Source organism: Sinomicrobium halophytocola (assembly GCF_052983395.1).
The window spans coordinates 263,368-279,799 of record NZ_JBRKIT010000042.1 but is presented as its reverse complement, the minus strand read 5'-3'; the positions used below and the strand labels follow the sequence as shown (position 1 = coordinate 279,799).

Here is a 16,432-nt window from a genome sequence, read left to right as displayed (position 1 = left end):
ACTCATCAACTCATCAACTCATTCAAACATTCATTTTTTTCATTTCTTCCTTCAGGTAATCCGATGCTCTCCAGGCCAGTGCCAGAATAGTCCAGGTAGGATTTTTATCTGCCTGAGACACAAAAGGGCCTCCGTCTACTACAAAAAGATTAGGGACATCGTGTGCCTGGTTATACCGGTTTACTACTGATGTTTTGGGGTCATCACCCATACGGGTGGTCCCTACTTCATGAATGATCCTTCCGGGATTTTCCAGACCGTAATCGGTTTCGGCACCGGGTCTGTCTCCCAGGGCAATCCCTCCCATCGAATGGATCACCTCTTCGAAGGTATCATGCATATGCTGAGCCTGTTTCCGTTCTTCATCAGACCATTTATAATTAAATTTCAGTACCGGGATACCGTATTTATCCACTACATTATGATCGATTTCACAGAAGTTGTCTTTTCTCGGAATACTTTCTCCCCTTCCGGCCATACCGAAGGTAGCGCCGTAGAACCTGCGAAGATCGTTCTTGAAATCCGCACCGTATCCTCCTGCCTTTTTCTTCTGTCCGTCTTTTCCGGGAACCTGGCCATTCATCTTTTCCATATCAAAACCAAATCCGTAAGCAGGCATTCCCATCCCCCCCCAGTATTCGATATGATATCCCCGTGTAAACCCGAGATTTTTGCTATCGTTTAGCCACCATGGAGTATACAGGTGCATTCCGCCCACACCGTCTTCATTATAACGTTTTCTGTCCAGAAGAGATGGAATTAATCCCATTCGGGAAGCCCCGGTGGAATCGTGAAGGTATTTACCGACGAGATCACTGGAATTTGCCACCCCGTTAGGGTGTGCTGCCGATTTGGAGTTTAACAATATCCGTGCGGAACTACAGGCACTGGCAGCCATGATTACCACCTTTGCTTTTAGTTCGTATTCCTGAAGGTCTTCTTTATTTACATAAGAAATCCCGGTAGCCTTTCCTTCATCATTCGTAAGTACTTTGCGCACCATAGCGTTGACATATAGATCTACATTTCCGGTCTCCATTGCCGGGTTGACCAGCACGGAAGACGAAGAGAAATCACCATAAACGCTGCATGAACGGGAACATTGACTGCAAAAGAAACAGGCTCCCCGCTTGTTGTTCACTCTTTTAGTAAGAATGGAAAGCCTGGAAGGGATCATGGGAACGCCTACCTTTTCAGCTCCTTTTTTTATATATAATTCGTGTAACCTCGGCTTGGGAGGGGGAAGGAAGTAACCATCAGGTTCATTAGGGATGTTTTCTTTGGTACCGAATACTCCTATCATTTGGTCTACCTTGTCATAATAAGGTTTTACATCATCATAGCCGATAGGCCAGTTGTCTCCCTTACCATCAAAATCTTTTCGCTTAAAGTCCAGAGGGCCGAAACGGAGAGATATACGCCCCCAATGGTTCGTCCGCCCCCCGAGCATACGGGAACGAAACCAATCAAACTCTGTTCCGTGCTCTTTAGTGTAAGGCTCGCCATCGATCTCCCAGCCTCCATAGGCCATATCAAAATCACCGAAAGGCCTTACGGTACTGGCCCCACGCCTGGGAGATTCCCAGGGCCAGCGCAACTGCGTTCGCTGCTCCGGATTGGCAGGATCGAAATGCGGTCCCGCCTCCATCAGCGCTATTTTAAATCCGGCTTCCGAAAGTACGTGTGCCGCCATACCTCCTCCTGCTCCGGAGCCTACAATACATATATCATAGGTCTTGGTTTGTTCTTTGATCTGAAATGACATTCTCTATTTTTTACGGGTCTTCAATTAAACTGATTAGTAATTCTGCGTCTTTAATTTTTTATTATAAGCTTTTCATTCCAGCGGATCGCTTTTTACGCCCTCCCCGGTAATCTTAACGGGAAGGATAAATCCGTCATCATCAAAATGCATTTCCTCAATACAGGTTTCCCTGGAGTTCCCGTCCGTTTCGTCCAAAGGCCTTCGGTGGTAGACAATATACCAACGGTCCTTTCCGGGAACTTTAATCACCGAATGGTGCCCGGCTCCCGTAGCAACCTCCATATCCTGCTGAAGAATTTTGCCTATGCGCTTAAATGGCCCCATGGGAGAATCCGCAATAGCATAGGCCACACTATAATCCGGCCCCGTCCAGCCACCTTCGGACCACATGAAGTAATATTTTCCGTTACGGATGAACATAAACGGACCTTCAACATAATTTTCCGGAGTGATTTCCCGAAAGGTCTCTCCATTCTCAAAAGGAATAAAGCCGGTAAAGTCATCGTTAAGTTGTGCTATGTTACAATGCTTCCATCCTCCGTAAATAAGATAGTGTTTTCCGTCCGAATCCCGAAATACAAACTGGTCTATAGGTTGCGCGCCATTGTAGAATTTATCGATAAGCGGTTTTCCCAGATAATCCTTAAACGGACCTTCCGGCCCGGATGCAACCGCAACCCCGATACCGCCATACTCATCATCACTTTGTATATCATTGGCCCCAAAAAATAAAAAATACTTATCATCTTTTTCAATAATAGAAGGCGCCCAAACAGCTCTTTTCGCCCATTTCACGGAAGTCGTATCCAGTACTTTTTCATGTTTTGTCCAGTGTACCAGGTCGGGAGAAGAAAATGCGTCAAAAAAGACCTGTTTGTCGTAAGGTGCAGAGTAGGTTGGATATATCCAATACTTATTGTCAAATATAATGCCTTCCGGATCGGCATACCACCCTTCGAAAACCGGGTTGTTATTGCGAACCGGATTTTCTGCCTTGTCCTGGGCATTTACCGAAAAGCCGAAAATTAAGAATACGCTAAAAAATACTGTATATTTCAAAATCTGTTTTTTGTAGTTATACATCCCAAAAACCTTCATGCAGTAACAAAACAGAACCCATAATAACAGGTTTTTGGTATAAAAAATATGCTAAATCGATTTAGCATGTTATTGAAAAAACCAGAATTATGGGACCTTTTAATATCTCGGATTTTGTTAACAAATGAGGTCTATTGAACATTCATTGCGCTATTTTACGAAAAAAAATCTATCTGGCAAAGTACAGGTGTTTTTTTTACATAAAAACCAATAAAATACAAGTATAAATAAAAAACAGGCAAACGCATTAATTTAAAAAAATGGCAATACTCCGGGAATAACACTACTCGAAAAACAGCAGCAAGAAGAGACATGAGGGGGGTTGGGCACAAAAATATTATACGGTTTTCTTCTTTCCTGCCGTTGACTCCCTTACCATCAAACGGGCAGACAATTCAATTTCATTTCTACGGATTTCTCCCGAAGCTTCTTCCTGCATCAATTGGTACAGTACACTTTCCACCAATTTCTTTGATATTTCTTCTACCGGCTGGGTAACTGTGGTTATTGCAGGAGTATGCATCCGGAAAACCTCACTATCGTCAAAGGCTATGATACCAATATCATCAGGGATAGACAAATTCTTTTGTCTCACTGCTTTCAGTCCGCCTACCCCCAGGTAATTTGACGAAAAGAACAGACTATCTATTTCCTTATTCTCCGATAAAAATTCAGTAACGGCCTTTACAATAAAAGTTTCTGTGCTGCCATAGGGGATTCGCAGAACAAACTGTGGTAAACCGGATACTTCGATAGCGTTGACATAGCCAAGGTATCGGCCGACCATCTGGGTCTGGGTAGAATCGAGAGTCACAAAGCCTATGTTATTGTATCCCCGTTCTATGAAATGCTGAATAGCATTCCGGGTACTTTGTTCATTGTCTATTACGACATACCCGGCAGAAATACCGGCAAAATACCGGTCAAACAGCATTAGAGGCACACGGTTAGCAACCAGGTTTTCGATTTCTTTTTCGATACCTTCCGTAGGGGTTATGATATAGGCATCTACTCTTCTATCCTTAAAGGTTTTTATGAGTTCCCTCGTTTTCTCAGCATTGTTTTCCGTACTACAATAAACAATTTTATAACCGCTATTGTTTGCACCATCCTCAATAAGCCTTGCAATACTGGAGAAAAAGGGGTTGGATATATCCTCTGCCATAAAAGCTATGATCTTGGACTTTCCGTTCCTGAGGCTTCTTGCGAAATGATTGGGCCTGTAATCCACCTCCTTAACAAACTTTAACACCCGGTCTATGACCTCCTGGCTGATCCTGTTCTCTCTCGCTTTTCCGTTAAGCACCAGGGAAACTGTAGTAATGGATAGTTGAAGTTCATTTGCTATGTCCCGGATGGTTCGTTTGTTCTTCATTTTCTAATTGGTGTCGGTTAAGATTTAACCCTGCCAGTGGCAGGTGGGTCTGCAATCAGATTGCAGTACATGGGTTATATAAAAAATTATAGTCCAGATTATTGAGCTTATCAGTATCGGGGAAATGACTTAAATAATCTAACTAAAAAGCTATTTCAACACTTATTACAAAACAGAACATATTTTACATTCCTGTTATTTTTAACAAGTGCGCCACAAATATATTAAAACGAAAATTAGCAGTTTCTTCGGAAGGATAAAGAGTTCCGGACCTACATTTTCAGATAAAAATCGCGGGTAAGATTTATGTACTGTTCCGTATAGTGATGTCTTTCTTTTTCAATGATAAGCTCATCCGCTACGACTTCTCTTTCCCGGAAAGAAAATGATAAAAGCGACCTTTTAATTCCCGTTTTTCCTTTCTCTTCGGAACCTCTGACCCTGGTTATCCGGTATGCCAACAGCCCCAGCTCACCTGCCATCTCCGTAAAACTTTCTTCTTCTTTATAAGGAATGACAACATGAAAACTACCTTCTTTTGAAAGCAACAGAGACACAGACTTCAGCAATTTCTCAAAAGGAAGAGAAATCGTGGCCCGCGCTATATCCCTTTGTATATCGCCGGAAGGAACATTTTCTGTAAAAAAGGGGGGATTGGAGATTATCAGCTCGTAAGTATCCTCAGTTTCCTTTGTAAATTCGTCCAGTGAAGCATGATAGCAAAACAAACGATCGTTCCAGGGGGAATTCTCAAAATTTTCAACACACTGCTCATATGCCGCCTCATCTATCTCCAAAGCATCAATCAACTCCGCCCCGCTACGTTGCGCCAGCATCAATGCCAGAAGCCCCGTTCCGGCGCCTATATCCAGGACTGAAAAAGGATTTCCTGACACATCTGCCCATGCACCGAGAAGCACTCCATCCGTTCCGACCTTCATGGCACATTTATTCTGGGCTACGGAAAATTCTTTAAAACGAAATGGCTTATCAGACATCATTGGAAATTTAGTTCCTCCCGAAAATACCAAATCCTTTTACACAAAGGATCAATCGGAAAATCATTGAAAAAAGCCGTAACTAACTATAAATACAGGTCTATCAGTCCTTCGGGAGTGTTAACTTTAATCGTACGCTTATTACGGTCTATTTTTTCGATGAATTCATCATTCATAGGAATAAGCACTTCTTTACCCTCCCGGTCAATCAGGAAAAGGGATTGAGCCGTGCTATCGTTTACTCCTTTTACAATTCCAACTTTTCCGAAGGTTTTATCCATAACCGTAAAACCTATAATTTCATGAAAGTAGAATTTATTTCCGGAAAGTTTGGGTAATGCGGTCAACGGAAGGTAAAGTTCTGCCTTCATCAAGGCATCCGCATCTTCTTCGGTAAGAACATCTTCGAGTCGGAGTCTCAACAAATTTGACTTATGCAGGGATGATTCTTCAATAAAAAAAGGAATCAGGTCATGCCCCATGGCGATGAACACTGATTCCAGATTTTCGTACAATTCGGGCTCATCGGTATCCAGTTTTACCAATACCTCGCCCTTAAAGCTGTATTTCTTAACAATTTTTCCGAGATAGAAGCAATCTTCTTTCTTCATCCCTTCTAAATATTAACTACTCTGCAGCTTCTTTGTTTTCTTCAGCGGCTTCATCCCCGGCTTCTGCCGTAGCCTCTACTTCTTCTACCTCCTCAGGTGCAGCTTCTTCTGCAACTTCCTCTTCAGGAGCTTCTTCCTGGGTAGCTTCTGTTTTCCGCTTCTCGCTGATCTCTCTTTCCGCTTCTAATGCTTTTGCTCTAGCTTCTTCTTTAGCTTTGGACAATCCTTCGGTCTTCTCAGAAACCTTTCCGGTTTTTTCTTCCAGCCATGCTTCAAATTTAGCTTCTGCCTCTTCTTGGGTCAAAGCACCTTTCTTTACACCACCAAGTAAGTGTTTTTTGAGTAACACTCCTTTGTAAGAAAGAATTCTTTTGGCAGTTTCCGAAGGTTGAGCACCATTTTGTAACCACTTTACAGAACCGTCTACATCGAGGTCTATCTGCGCAGGGTTGGTGTTAGGGTTGTAAGTTCCCAGTTTCTCCAGAAATTTACCATCTCTTTTAGCGCGTGAGTCCGCAGCTACGATCCAATAAAAAGGCTTTCCTTTTCTACCGTGTCTTTGCAATCTTATTCTTACAGGCATAGTACATTAATTATATGGGGTTCCCGACCCCGGTTATTAATTATAAATCTCCTTCCGAAAAGGAGGGTGCAAATATAACGATTTTTTGCCGTATCCTATCCTTATAATTTATTTTCTTTTAGGTCATTACTTTTTTCAGGTGAAAAAATCTAATTTTGATCCGTCCTTCAGCAAATAACACATAAACACACAAGATCTTGAAAAAAGCAAAGATATTACATATAGACAGCAATCACCCCTTGTTATGGGAACAGCTCGAACAGACAGGTTTTGAAAACCATATGGATTATACTTCTTCCAAAGCCGAAATAGAAGAGGGTATAGACCAATACCAGGGCATTGTCATCCGAAGCCGTTTTAAGATAGACCGGGAATTTTTGGACAAAGCCGGAAAACTACAATTTATTGCCAGGGTAGGAGCAGGCCTTGAAAATATAGATTGCGACTATGCCCGGGAAAAGAACATTCATCTCATCGCCGCTCCCGAAGGCAATCGAAATGCTGTAGGCGAACAAGCGCTCGGAATGCTGCTCTCTTTGTTTAATAACCTCAACAGAGCAGATCGGGAAATCCGGGCGGGGCAATGGCTCCGGGAAGCGAATCGCGGTCATGAACTCGAAGGAAAAACCATAGGTATTATCGGTTATGGCAACATGGGAAAAGCTTTCGCCCGAAAACTAAGGGGATTTGATTGCCAGGTCATCTGTTACGACATCCTTCCGGATGTCGGCGATGAAAATGCTACGCAAGTCTCCCTGGACGAATTACAGCAGAAAGCCGACGTGGTGAGCCTGCACACCCCGCTCACTCCCTTTACGGATAAAATGGTGGACCGCAATTTTATTAATGGTTTTGCGAGACCTTTCTGGTTGATCAATACTGCCCGGGGGAAAAGTGTTATTACCAAAGATCTGACCGAAGCCCTAAAAGTTAAAAAAGTCCTCGGCGCAGGGCTGGATGTGCTTGAATATGAAAAAACTTCTTTCGAATCTCTTTTCTCCGAAGATCGTATACCCGAAGCATTTCAATACCTGTTACAAGCCGACAATGTATTGTTGTCGCCTCATGTCGCAGGATGGACTTTTGAAAGCAACATCAAACTGGCTCAAACTATCGCAGATAAAATCAAACTCTTTTATAACTGTTAACACAGATAAAATAACCAACCTCACAGACCTTCCGGAAAAGATCCTTTTTTAACAAAAAACCTCCCGGATCGCTCGTATATGAAAAATTTTCATATTTTTAACATACTATAATCAAACCGAAACCATTTTCAATCATGAGTGAAGAAAATAAAGACGAAAAAAGCTTTTCTGACAAAGCAAAAGAAATGGGCGAAGAAGCAAAGAAAACCGCTAAGGAAATAGGTGACGAGGCCAAAGAAAGTGCCAGGGAATTCAGTGACGGTGTACAAGAAGCCCTTAAAAGCCAGGAAAATAAAAAAATACTTGCAGGAGTATTGGCTATCGTGATAGGGGCTTTGGGAATTCACAAATTTATCCTCGGCTATAACAAAGAAGGGATCATTCAAATACTTCTTTCCTTCCTGTGCGGTCTCGGGGGCATCATAGGTCTGGTCGAAGGGATCATATACCTTACCAAGTCAGATGAAGAATTTTACAATACGTACCAGATCGGTAAAAAGCCCTGGTTCTGATATCCGGAACGGCTGATCCATGTCATTTTTCCGAACTATTACTTTTTCAACTAAGTTAAGAAGGGCAATACCCTGTAAACCATAATCTGAGAAGCTATCGGCGTATTCCGGTAGCTTCTTTTTTGATCGGAAACAGGATGCGGAATTTAAAAGATCGAAAGGTATTTGTTAGTTCACCGGTAACAGGTCTCAAAAAAACGATTGCCGATTTTCCTTTTTACACAAAGCCATTATCTTTGTCCGAAACCCTCGTATCTGTCAAAAAATGCTAGACATTAAGGATATTTCATTCCGTTTTTCGGAAAAACCAGTGCTAAATACTGTAAGTTTTCGGGCCAATCCCGGCCAGGTCATATCTGTGATCGGGGAAAGCGGTTCCGGAAAAAGCACACTTTTACGTGCCATCTACGGTCTCTATGACCTCGATGAAGGAGAAATTTACTGGAAAGACAAAAGAATACTTGGCCCTGCACATAATCTGGTTCCCGGGGAGCCCTACATGAAATATCTGGCGCAGGACTTTGACCTTATGCCCTATATATCGGTAAGGGATAATATAGGAAAGTTCCTGTCCAATTTTTACCGGGAAGAAAAATCCGAAAGAATAGATGAACTCCTGGAGATGGTAGAGCTCCGGGAATACGAAGATGTAAGACCGGGAAACCTTAGCGGGGGACAACAACAAAGGGTTGCGCTGGCCAGGGCCGTGGCTCAGAAGCCGGAAATACTGCTGCTGGACGAACCGTTCAGCCATATAGACAGTTTCCGTACCAATAAACTGCGCAGAGACCTCTTTGCCTTCATCCGGAAAAAGAATATTACCTGTATCATTGCCACTCACGACAGTGTTGACGCACTTTCGCATGCTGACAAAACATTGGTTATGAAGGAAGGCAAGGTCATTCGCCAGGACGACCCGGTGCAACTGTATCAAAACCCCGGCAATAAATACATCGCTTCTCTCTTCGGGGAAGTCAATGAAATCCCGGTAAACCTTCTCTTTCCCGGAGAAAATTATTCCGATGACAAAAGAATACTCGTATACACCCACGAATTACACCCCACCGAAGAATCCGCCCTTCGTGTACGTGTCAAGGAGTCCTATTTTGAAGGTAACCGCTACCTCATTAGGGCCCTGCACCAGGGAGCACCACTTTTCTTCGAACACCCTTACCCCATAACACCGGAGAAAACCGTATGTCTCAAAGCGGAAGAAAAGATAGTTAAAGAAAGACTAAAAGAATAAAAAGAAAACCCGCTACTCTATTCGGTAACTTATATTTGCGCCTGAAACCGGTTACGGTGGGCCGTACTAGCTAAATACCTGTTATGAAAAAAATATTGTCCTATCCGCTTTCTGCCCTGTTTTATTCGTGTTTCGGGCTATGTCTGGTTGTATTTCACGGCATCCAGTGGATATGTCTCAACCTTTTCGGGTACACTGCCCATAAGAAAAGTGTTTCCATACTGAACTTCTTTTTAGTACGTTGTACCAATATACTGGGGACTACCTACACATTCGAAAATCGTCATCTCGTACCGGAAGGTGTACCGCTTATTATCGTTGCCAACCATCAAAGCATGTACGACATCCCTCCGATCATCTGGTATATGCGGAAATTCCATCCTAAATTTATCAGTAAAAAAGAGCTTGGCAGAGGCATCCCCAGTGTTTCATTTAACCTGAGACACGGAGGTTCCGCGCTCATAGACCGCAAAGATCCGAAACAAGCGCTTCCCGCTATAAAAGCGATGGCGGAATACATTGAAAAACACAACCGGGCTACCGTTATTTTTCCGGAAGGTACACGAAGTAAAAACGGGGTCCCGAAACGCTTTTCGGAGAATGGTCTGAAAATCTTGTGCAAATATGCAACATCCGCTTATATTGTACCCTTAAGTATAAATAATTCGTGGAAAATTGTTAAAAACGGCAATTTTCCCTTAACTTTGTGTAACCGGATAACCTTCACCATACAACAACCATTTGCCATCCAAAATGTTCCTTTTAATGAAATAATAGAAAGAACGGAAAACGCAGTAAAACAAGGAATAACCATATAAATTTATTATGTCTATAAAAAACGTACGACTGGAAGTAATGCAGCTTCTGGAGAAAGATATCGATACTTTTGTGGATAAATATTTAATCCCTGTGGATACCATCTGGCAACCCAGTGACTTTTTGCCCGATTCCGAAAATGAAAATTTTCTGGAAGACGTAAAAGAGTTACGCGAACTGGCCAAGGAAATGCCATATGATTTCTGGGTAGTACTGGTGGGAGACACCATTACGGAAGAAGCACTTCCCACTTATGAATCCTGGCTGATGGATGTGGAAGGGATAGACCAGATCGGAAGAAATGGCTGGTCAAGATGGGTAAGACACTGGACAGGTGAAGAGAACCGTCACGGAGATGTACTGAATAAATACCTTTACCTTTCCGGAAGGGTTAATATGAAAGAAGTGGAACGCACTACACACCACCTTATTAATGACGGGTTTGACATTGGTACGGATACCGATCCTTATAAAAACTTCGTGTATACCAGTTTTCAGGAACTCGCCACATACATTTCACATAACCGTGTTGCCAAACTGGCGAAAAAATACGGCAACCAGAGACTCTCCAAAATGTGTAAGATCATTTCCGGAGACGAAATGCGCCATCACCAGGCCTACAGCGAATTTGTAAGGCGAATTTTTGAAGTAGACCCGAGCCAGATGATGTTGGCATTTCAGTATATGATGAAACAGAAAATAACCATGCCTGCTCATTTTTTGAGAGAATCCGGTCAGAAACTGGGAGAAGCGTGGGAACAGTTTTCGGATTCTGCACAGCGTATCGGAGTCTACACTTCTTATGATTATGTAGATATCATCCAGAAACTGATTGCCAAGTGGCAGGTCGACAAAATTACGGGGCTGACCGATGAAGCAGAAAAAGCAAGAGATTACCTGATGAAACTCCCTGCGAGAATGCTCAGAATTTCCGAAAGGATAAAAATCCCTCAGGAATCCCATATATTCAGATGGGTAGAACCCGCAACAGTAAGATAAAACAAAAACACTCATACTTTTAAGAATCCTTTCCTCAATCCGAAAGGATTTTTTTAATTTTCCATTATGAATAATCCCGATATAATTCCAAACACTATAGCTTTTGTAAAGCAGCAATTAGAAAACGCGGAGGGTGGCCACGACTGGTTCCATATTCAAAGGGTTTACAACAACACCTTGCTTATTGCGCGCCATGAAGAAGTAGACATGGTGATCGTACAACTCGGCGCCCTGCTCCATGATATTGCCGATAGTAAATTCCACAATGGTGATGAAAGTATTGGTCCCGCAATTGCCCGGTCTTTCCTCGAAGGGCAGAACGTGCCTAAGGAAATTACGGACCATGTCGTGCGGATCATTCAAAATATTTCTTTTAAAGGTAGTTACGAAACCAAAAGCTTTCGCTCCAGGGAGCTCGACGTGGTACAGGATGCCGACAGACTGGATGCCATAGGAGCTATTGGTATTGCGCGTACATTCAATTACGGCGGATTTAAGAACCGGGAATTACACAACCCGGATATCCCGCCCATACGCTACGAAACCAAGGAAGAGTATAAAAAAAGTACGGCTCCTACGATCAATCATTTCTACGAGAAACTCCTTCTTTTAAAAGATATGATGAACACGGAAACGGGCAAACGGATTGCCCTGGAAAGACACCGTTACATGGAAGGCTTCCTGGAACAGTTTTACGGAGAGTGGAATGGGGAAAAATAATTTTCACTACCTTTATTTATTATCAGGTATAACCAAATCTCCCATATATGAAAAATTTACTTATCCCTGCTTTTGCAGTTTTCTTTTTGTTTGTCGGATGTAAAGGCGAAAAAAAAGAACAGCAAAAAGATGAAAGCACTCCTAATGAAACCCAGACCTCAGCCCCGGTCGAGACCATAGACCTTTGCTTCTTATCCACCGGAAAGGACATCAAACGGGAAGATCGCGTTATCCGTGACTCGACCATATTGACGCTTCGTGTGGAACAGAAGAAAGCCCGTGGTATATTCAACTGGTTCCCCGCCGAAAAGGACGGAAGAAGCGGCACCTTCGAAGGAACCATGAAAGACGGGATCATCCTGGGAAAATACACCTTTAACCAGGAAGGAATGACCGAAACCCAGGACATCCGTATAGAGATAACCGATAATGAGGCAAAGATCACTACCAATCCCGGAAAAGAGGGAGCATTCGTTTTAACAGCTGAAAAAACAGACTGTACTCACTAAAAAAGTTTTAACTGTCCGTCTTTGTACCTTTCGTGAAGTGAAGTGTTGAGATGCGGGTAAGACGTATCTGCGAAGTACTTCCGTTTTGCTATCCGAAACAGCGTATGGATCTGCTCTGCTATTCTGCCCTCTCCTGTCATACGCTTACCGTAACGGCTGTCGTTAAGGCTCCCTCCGTGGCAATCTTCGATCTGGTGAAGTACTTTATCTGCCTTGTCCGGCATCGCTTTTCTTATCCACTCTGAAAATAGCTGTCCTATAGCTCCGTTCAGTCTTACAATGGTATGCCCGATAGAAACCGCTCCGTTATCCGCAGCGGCTTTTGCCAGCGGCAACACCTCATGGCTGTTTATCGAAGGGATTATCGGGGCGATCATTACATTCACGGGAATACCGTTTTCCGATAATTTCCGCACCGTTTCCAGCCTTTTCTTTATACTCGCTGTCCGGGGCTCCAGTATCCTCCTGGTTTCTTCAGAAAGAGAGGTTACCGATATATTGACCGCAATCAGATTATCCGCAGCCAGGTCTTTAAGAATATCCAGGTCGCGCATGACCAGGGCATTTTTAGTAATGATCCCCACCGGATGTCTGTATTTCAGGAACACCTTCAAACATTCACGGGTAATAAAGAAACGCTGTTCCGCCGGCTGGTAACAATCCGTATTTCCGGAGAGCACTACAGTATGCGCTTTCCAGTTCTTACTTCTAAGTTTTTCTTCCAGTAACTTCGGCGCGTTTTCCTTGACCAGGATACGCCTTTCAAAATCCAGTCCGGCGCTGTATCCCCAATACTCGTGGCTATTGCGTGCATAACAGTAAATACAGCCGTGTTCGCAGCCCTGGTATGGGTTCATCGAATATCCCATCCCCACATCAGGACTGTCCACCTTATTTACAATGGTCTTGGGAAATACTTTCAGATATTGTGTCTTGTTATTGTCCGCTTCATCGCCCTCCAGCCTGCAATATTCCAGGAAATCATCCCTCATTTCATGCGACATTTCCAGGAATCTGTTCTTCACATTTCCCTGTGCTCCCCTTCCTTTTATGTAGGCATCTTTTTCCATAGTTTAAATTTACAAAATAGGGATCCCTGAAAATGTTAAAGCATAAAATGATTATCAACAACAATTCTATTGCCTGAATATCAAATACATATAAAATTCAAAAGAAGTTCATCTCCGGATGGATGATTGTAAGTGGTGATAAAACGGGACAGGTTTAAAACCTGATGACAAGGGTATAAAAAAATTGTAGAATGTACTGCTCCGGTTGAATAAGCCATTGCCTTGTACATTCTACAATATATAAACAGAGGGACTGTTATCTATAACGTAACTATTCCCCTTTATTGTATTAGTTATACGCTCTTTTCCACATGGTCCATACCTACCAGCCAGGTACGCATGTCTGTCTCACGGAAAATGATGTTCCGCAGTTCCGCAACGGGAACACGTTGTTGCTCCATGGTATCCCTGTAGCGGATGGTTACCGTATCATCCTCCAGCGTCTGGTGGTCCACGGTGATACAGAACGGGGTCCCGGCGGCATCCTGCCTCCGGTAACGGCGCCCTACGGCATCCTTCTCGTCGTACTGTACCATAAAATCCCACTTCAGTTCGTCTACGATCTTACGAGCCACTTCCGGCAGTCCGTCTTTTTTCAACAGTGGAAGTATCGCCGCTTTGGTAGGGGCCAGCACAGCCGGTATTTTTAATACGGTCCTTGTAGTGCCGTTTTCCAGTTCTTCATCCTTCAGGGAATTGGAAAACACAGCCAGGAACATACGATCCAGTCCTATGGACGTTTCTACCACATAAGGCACATAACTCTCATTGAGTTCCGGATCGAAATACTGTAGTTTCTTACCGGAGAATTTTTCGTGGTTACTCAGGTCAAAATCCGTACGCGAATGAATCCCTTCCAGTTCTTTGAACCCGAACGGGAACCTGAATTCTATATCCGTAGCCGCATCTGCATAATGGGCCAGTTTTTCATGATCGTGAAAACGGTAATTGTCTTCTCCCATTCCCAGAGAAAGATGCCATTTCAATCGGTTTTCCTTCCAGGTTTCGTACCATTTCTTCTGCTCACCGGGGCGAACAAAAAACTGCATTTCCATCTGTTCGAATTCCCGCTGACGGAAAATAAACTGCCGTGCTACGATTTCGTTCCGGAAGGCTTTTCCGGTCTGTGCTATACCGAACGGGATCTTCATCCTTCCGCTTTTCTGAACGTTGAGGAAGTTTACAAAAATTCCCTGCGCTGTTTCCGGACGAAGGTACAGATCCATGGCGCTGTCCGCCGAAGCTCCCAGTTTGGTGCCAAACATCAGGTTAAACTGCTTCACGTCCGTCCAGTTCCTCGAACCCGTTTCCGGATCGGCGATTTCCAGCTCTTCTATAAGCGCCTTAACATCGGCCAGATCTTCATTTTCCAGGGATTTCCCAAGACGCTTGAGTATGGTATCGGCCTTTTCCTGGTATTCTATAACCCTTCCGTTTGTTGCCAGAAACTGTTCTTTATCGAAAGTATCACCAAAACGCTTCTGTGCCTTTGCGACTTCCTTCTCTATCTTAGCTTCAATTTTGGCAACATAATCTTCCACAAGCACATCGGCCCGGTATCGCTTTTTGGAATCCTTGTTGTCGATAAGCGGATCGTTAAAAGCATCTACGTGGCCCGAAGCTTTCCAGGTAGTAGGGTGCATAAAGATCGCAGCATCTATTCCCACAATATTTTCATGCATCTGCACCATAGCTTTCCACCAGTACTCCCGGATATTCTTCTTGAGTTCGGCCCCGTTCTGTGCATAGTCATATACTGCACTGAGTCCGTCGTATATTTCACTCGAAGGGAATATATAGCCGTATTCCTTTGCGTGAGCTATTACCTTCTTAAAATGTTCGTCTTGATTTGCCATAGCGCAAAAATAGAATTTTTAACTGCAAAAAATAAGACATTCCGACCGAAAAAAGAGGGTTTTGCCATTATTTTTTGTTACAAACCTTATGCTTCTGCATATTGCACAAAATACTGCTTTCATATTACTGTCAGGGCAAACACATCATAAAATTATAAATAGTCAAGGTTGCAGGTTACCAGTTGCCGTTCTGAGTGGGGCCGAAAGGCACCTGGTCTCCCGGTCATCCTTACAATCTCTGTCCTCTCATTTCCCAAGCTCCTTTAACTCATGGTCACATTCTCACATTATCAGATACTATGTACATGATGCGTTTGCCCTGACATTACCATCTGTTCGTGCATATTTCCCCGGTAATGCCTAAATTTGAAAAAACCAGGTCCTTAAAATGATATTTCCTCTCCGCATTGTAAGTGATATATACAACCTGCTCTTTCCGGAAATGTGCCCGGGTTGTTCTGTCCGTTTATCCCCCGGCGAACGTATTATATGTACGGCATGCAGACACCAGCTCCCGGTAACGGAATATCACCGTACCCGCGAAAACCCGGTAGAAAAAATATTTTACGGCAGGGTAAAAATAGAATTTGCCACAGCATTTTTACTGTTCCGTAAAAAAGGGGTTACACAGCAGTTGATACATCATCTGAAATATAAAGGCCATTCGGAAATAGGGACGTTTTTGGGAAAGTGGTACGGAACCTGTCTATTGGAAACCGATCTGTCAAACAAGGTAGATATGGTCATTCCGGTACCCCTACACCCTAAAAAACAGCGGAAAAGAGGGTATAACCAGGTTTCTGCCTTTGCAAAATGTATTGCCCAAGCCCTGCAAGTGGAATACAGGGAAGATATTCTTGTTAAAACAACCAATGCAAAAGCACAGACATTTAAAACCCGGCTTGCACGCTGGAAGGAAAGTGAAAGCATCTTCGATATACGGCAAGGCATGCCTTCTGTCCCCTGTCATATATTACTGGTCGATGATGTCATAACCACGGGGTCAACACTGGAACGTTGCACCCGAACCCTGCAAAAACACGGGAATGTTAAAGTAAGTATTGCTACCATGGCTATTACCGTATAATTTTTAAAAATAATCGTTACTTTGTCAGGCGATAAACAA

The 16,432-nt window shown here is 43.3% G+C and carries 16 protein-coding genes; 8 read left to right on the top strand and 8 right to left on the bottom strand.

All coding sequences use genetic code 11. The features are described from left to right. Positions 1–22: 22 nt before the first annotated feature. From ACVBDY_RS19555 to ACVBDY_RS19530, 6 genes are all read right to left on the bottom strand, one after another. On the bottom strand, positions 23–1,765 hold the full coding sequence (locus tag ACVBDY_RS19555) for a GMC family oxidoreductase (RefSeq protein WP_447177151.1): 1,743 nt from the start codon (positions 1,763–1,765) through the stop codon (positions 23–25). A 72-nt stretch (positions 1,766–1,837) separates the two neighbouring features. Beyond that, entirely contained in the window at positions 1,838–2,824 is a 987-nt protein-coding gene (locus ACVBDY_RS19550; protein WP_447177150.1) for a glycoside hydrolase family 43 protein, read from the bottom strand. A 376-nt stretch (positions 2,825–3,200) separates the two neighbouring features. Beyond that, the gene (locus tag ACVBDY_RS19545; RefSeq protein WP_447177149.1) at positions 3,201–4,238 is read right to left on the bottom strand and encodes a LacI family DNA-binding transcriptional regulator; all 1,038 of its coding nucleotides are present in this window, start codon (positions 4,236–4,238) and stop codon (positions 3,201–3,203) included. A 272-nt stretch (positions 4,239–4,510) separates the two neighbouring features. Further along, positions 4,511–5,236, bottom strand: coding sequence for a tRNA1(Val) (adenine(37)-N6)-methyltransferase (locus tag ACVBDY_RS19540; protein ID WP_447177148.1), 726 nt, complete (start codon positions 5,234–5,236; stop codon positions 4,511–4,513). Positions 5,237–5,322: 86 nt separating this feature from the next. Then, positions 5,323–5,847 carry a ribosome maturation factor RimM gene (gene rimM, locus ACVBDY_RS19535; RefSeq protein WP_447177147.1) on the bottom strand — a complete coding sequence of 175 codons (525 nt, stop codon included), beginning with the start codon at positions 5,845–5,847 and terminating at the stop codon, positions 5,323–5,325. 16 nt (positions 5,848–5,863) lie between these two features. Further along, a complete protein-coding gene (locus tag ACVBDY_RS19530; RefSeq protein ID WP_447177146.1) occupies positions 5,864–6,430 on the bottom strand; it encodes a 30S ribosomal protein S16 in 567 nt (188 codons plus the stop codon). A 197-nt stretch (positions 6,431–6,627) separates the two neighbouring features. Between ACVBDY_RS19530 and ACVBDY_RS19525 the strand changes: the two genes are divergently transcribed. The 7 genes from ACVBDY_RS19525 (at position 6,628) to ACVBDY_RS19495 (ending at position 12,380) form a co-directional block, all read left to right on the top strand. Next, positions 6,628–7,578, top strand: coding sequence for a 2-hydroxyacid dehydrogenase (locus ACVBDY_RS19525; protein WP_447177145.1), 951 nt, complete (start codon positions 6,628–6,630; stop codon positions 7,576–7,578). 134 nt (positions 7,579–7,712) lie between these two features. Further along, positions 7,713–8,090, top strand: a complete 378-nt coding sequence (locus ACVBDY_RS19520) for a TM2 domain-containing protein (protein WP_447177144.1) — start codon at positions 7,713–7,715, stop codon at positions 8,088–8,090. A 265-nt stretch (positions 8,091–8,355) separates the two neighbouring features. Beyond that, positions 8,356–9,336: an ABC transporter ATP-binding protein gene (locus ACVBDY_RS19515; RefSeq protein WP_447177143.1), complete on the top strand. Its 981-nt coding sequence runs from the start codon at positions 8,356–8,358 to the stop codon at positions 9,334–9,336. An 83-nt stretch (positions 9,337–9,419) separates the two neighbouring features. Then, positions 9,420–10,154, top strand: coding sequence for a lysophospholipid acyltransferase family protein (locus ACVBDY_RS19510; protein WP_447177142.1), 735 nt, complete (start codon positions 9,420–9,422; stop codon positions 10,152–10,154). A gap of 7 nt (positions 10,155–10,161) precedes the next feature. Continuing rightward, positions 10,162–11,151, top strand: a complete 990-nt coding sequence (locus ACVBDY_RS19505) for an acyl-ACP desaturase (protein WP_447177141.1) — start codon at positions 10,162–10,164, stop codon at positions 11,149–11,151. 66 nt (positions 11,152–11,217) lie between these two features. Continuing rightward, complete coding sequence (locus ACVBDY_RS19500; RefSeq protein ID WP_447177140.1) at positions 11,218–11,871, top strand: HD domain-containing protein; 654 nt, start codon at positions 11,218–11,220, stop codon at positions 11,869–11,871. A 47-nt stretch (positions 11,872–11,918) separates the two neighbouring features. Further along, entirely contained in the window at positions 11,919–12,380 is a 462-nt protein-coding gene (locus tag ACVBDY_RS19495) for a hypothetical protein (RefSeq protein WP_447177139.1), read from the top strand. Here ACVBDY_RS19495 and ACVBDY_RS19490 read toward each other — a convergent pair. Together ACVBDY_RS19490 and ACVBDY_RS19485 are read right to left on the bottom strand one after the other, a co-directional pair. Next, positions 12,377–13,450 carry a PA0069 family radical SAM protein gene (locus ACVBDY_RS19490; RefSeq protein ID WP_447177138.1) on the bottom strand — a complete coding sequence of 358 codons (1,074 nt, stop codon included), beginning with the start codon at positions 13,448–13,450 and terminating at the stop codon, positions 12,377–12,379. The genes ACVBDY_RS19495 and ACVBDY_RS19490 overlap by 4 nt on opposite strands. 293 nt (positions 13,451–13,743) lie before the next feature. Further along, positions 13,744–15,306, bottom strand: coding sequence for a glycine--tRNA ligase (locus ACVBDY_RS19485; RefSeq protein ID WP_447177137.1), 1,563 nt, complete (start codon positions 15,304–15,306; stop codon positions 13,744–13,746). Between the two features lie 388 nt (positions 15,307–15,694). On the opposite strand from ACVBDY_RS19485, the gene ACVBDY_RS19480 reads away from it, so the two are divergent. Next, entirely contained in the window at positions 15,695–16,393 is a 699-nt protein-coding gene (locus ACVBDY_RS19480; RefSeq protein WP_447177136.1) for a ComF family protein, read from the top strand. Positions 16,394–16,432: the final 39 nt, after the last annotated feature.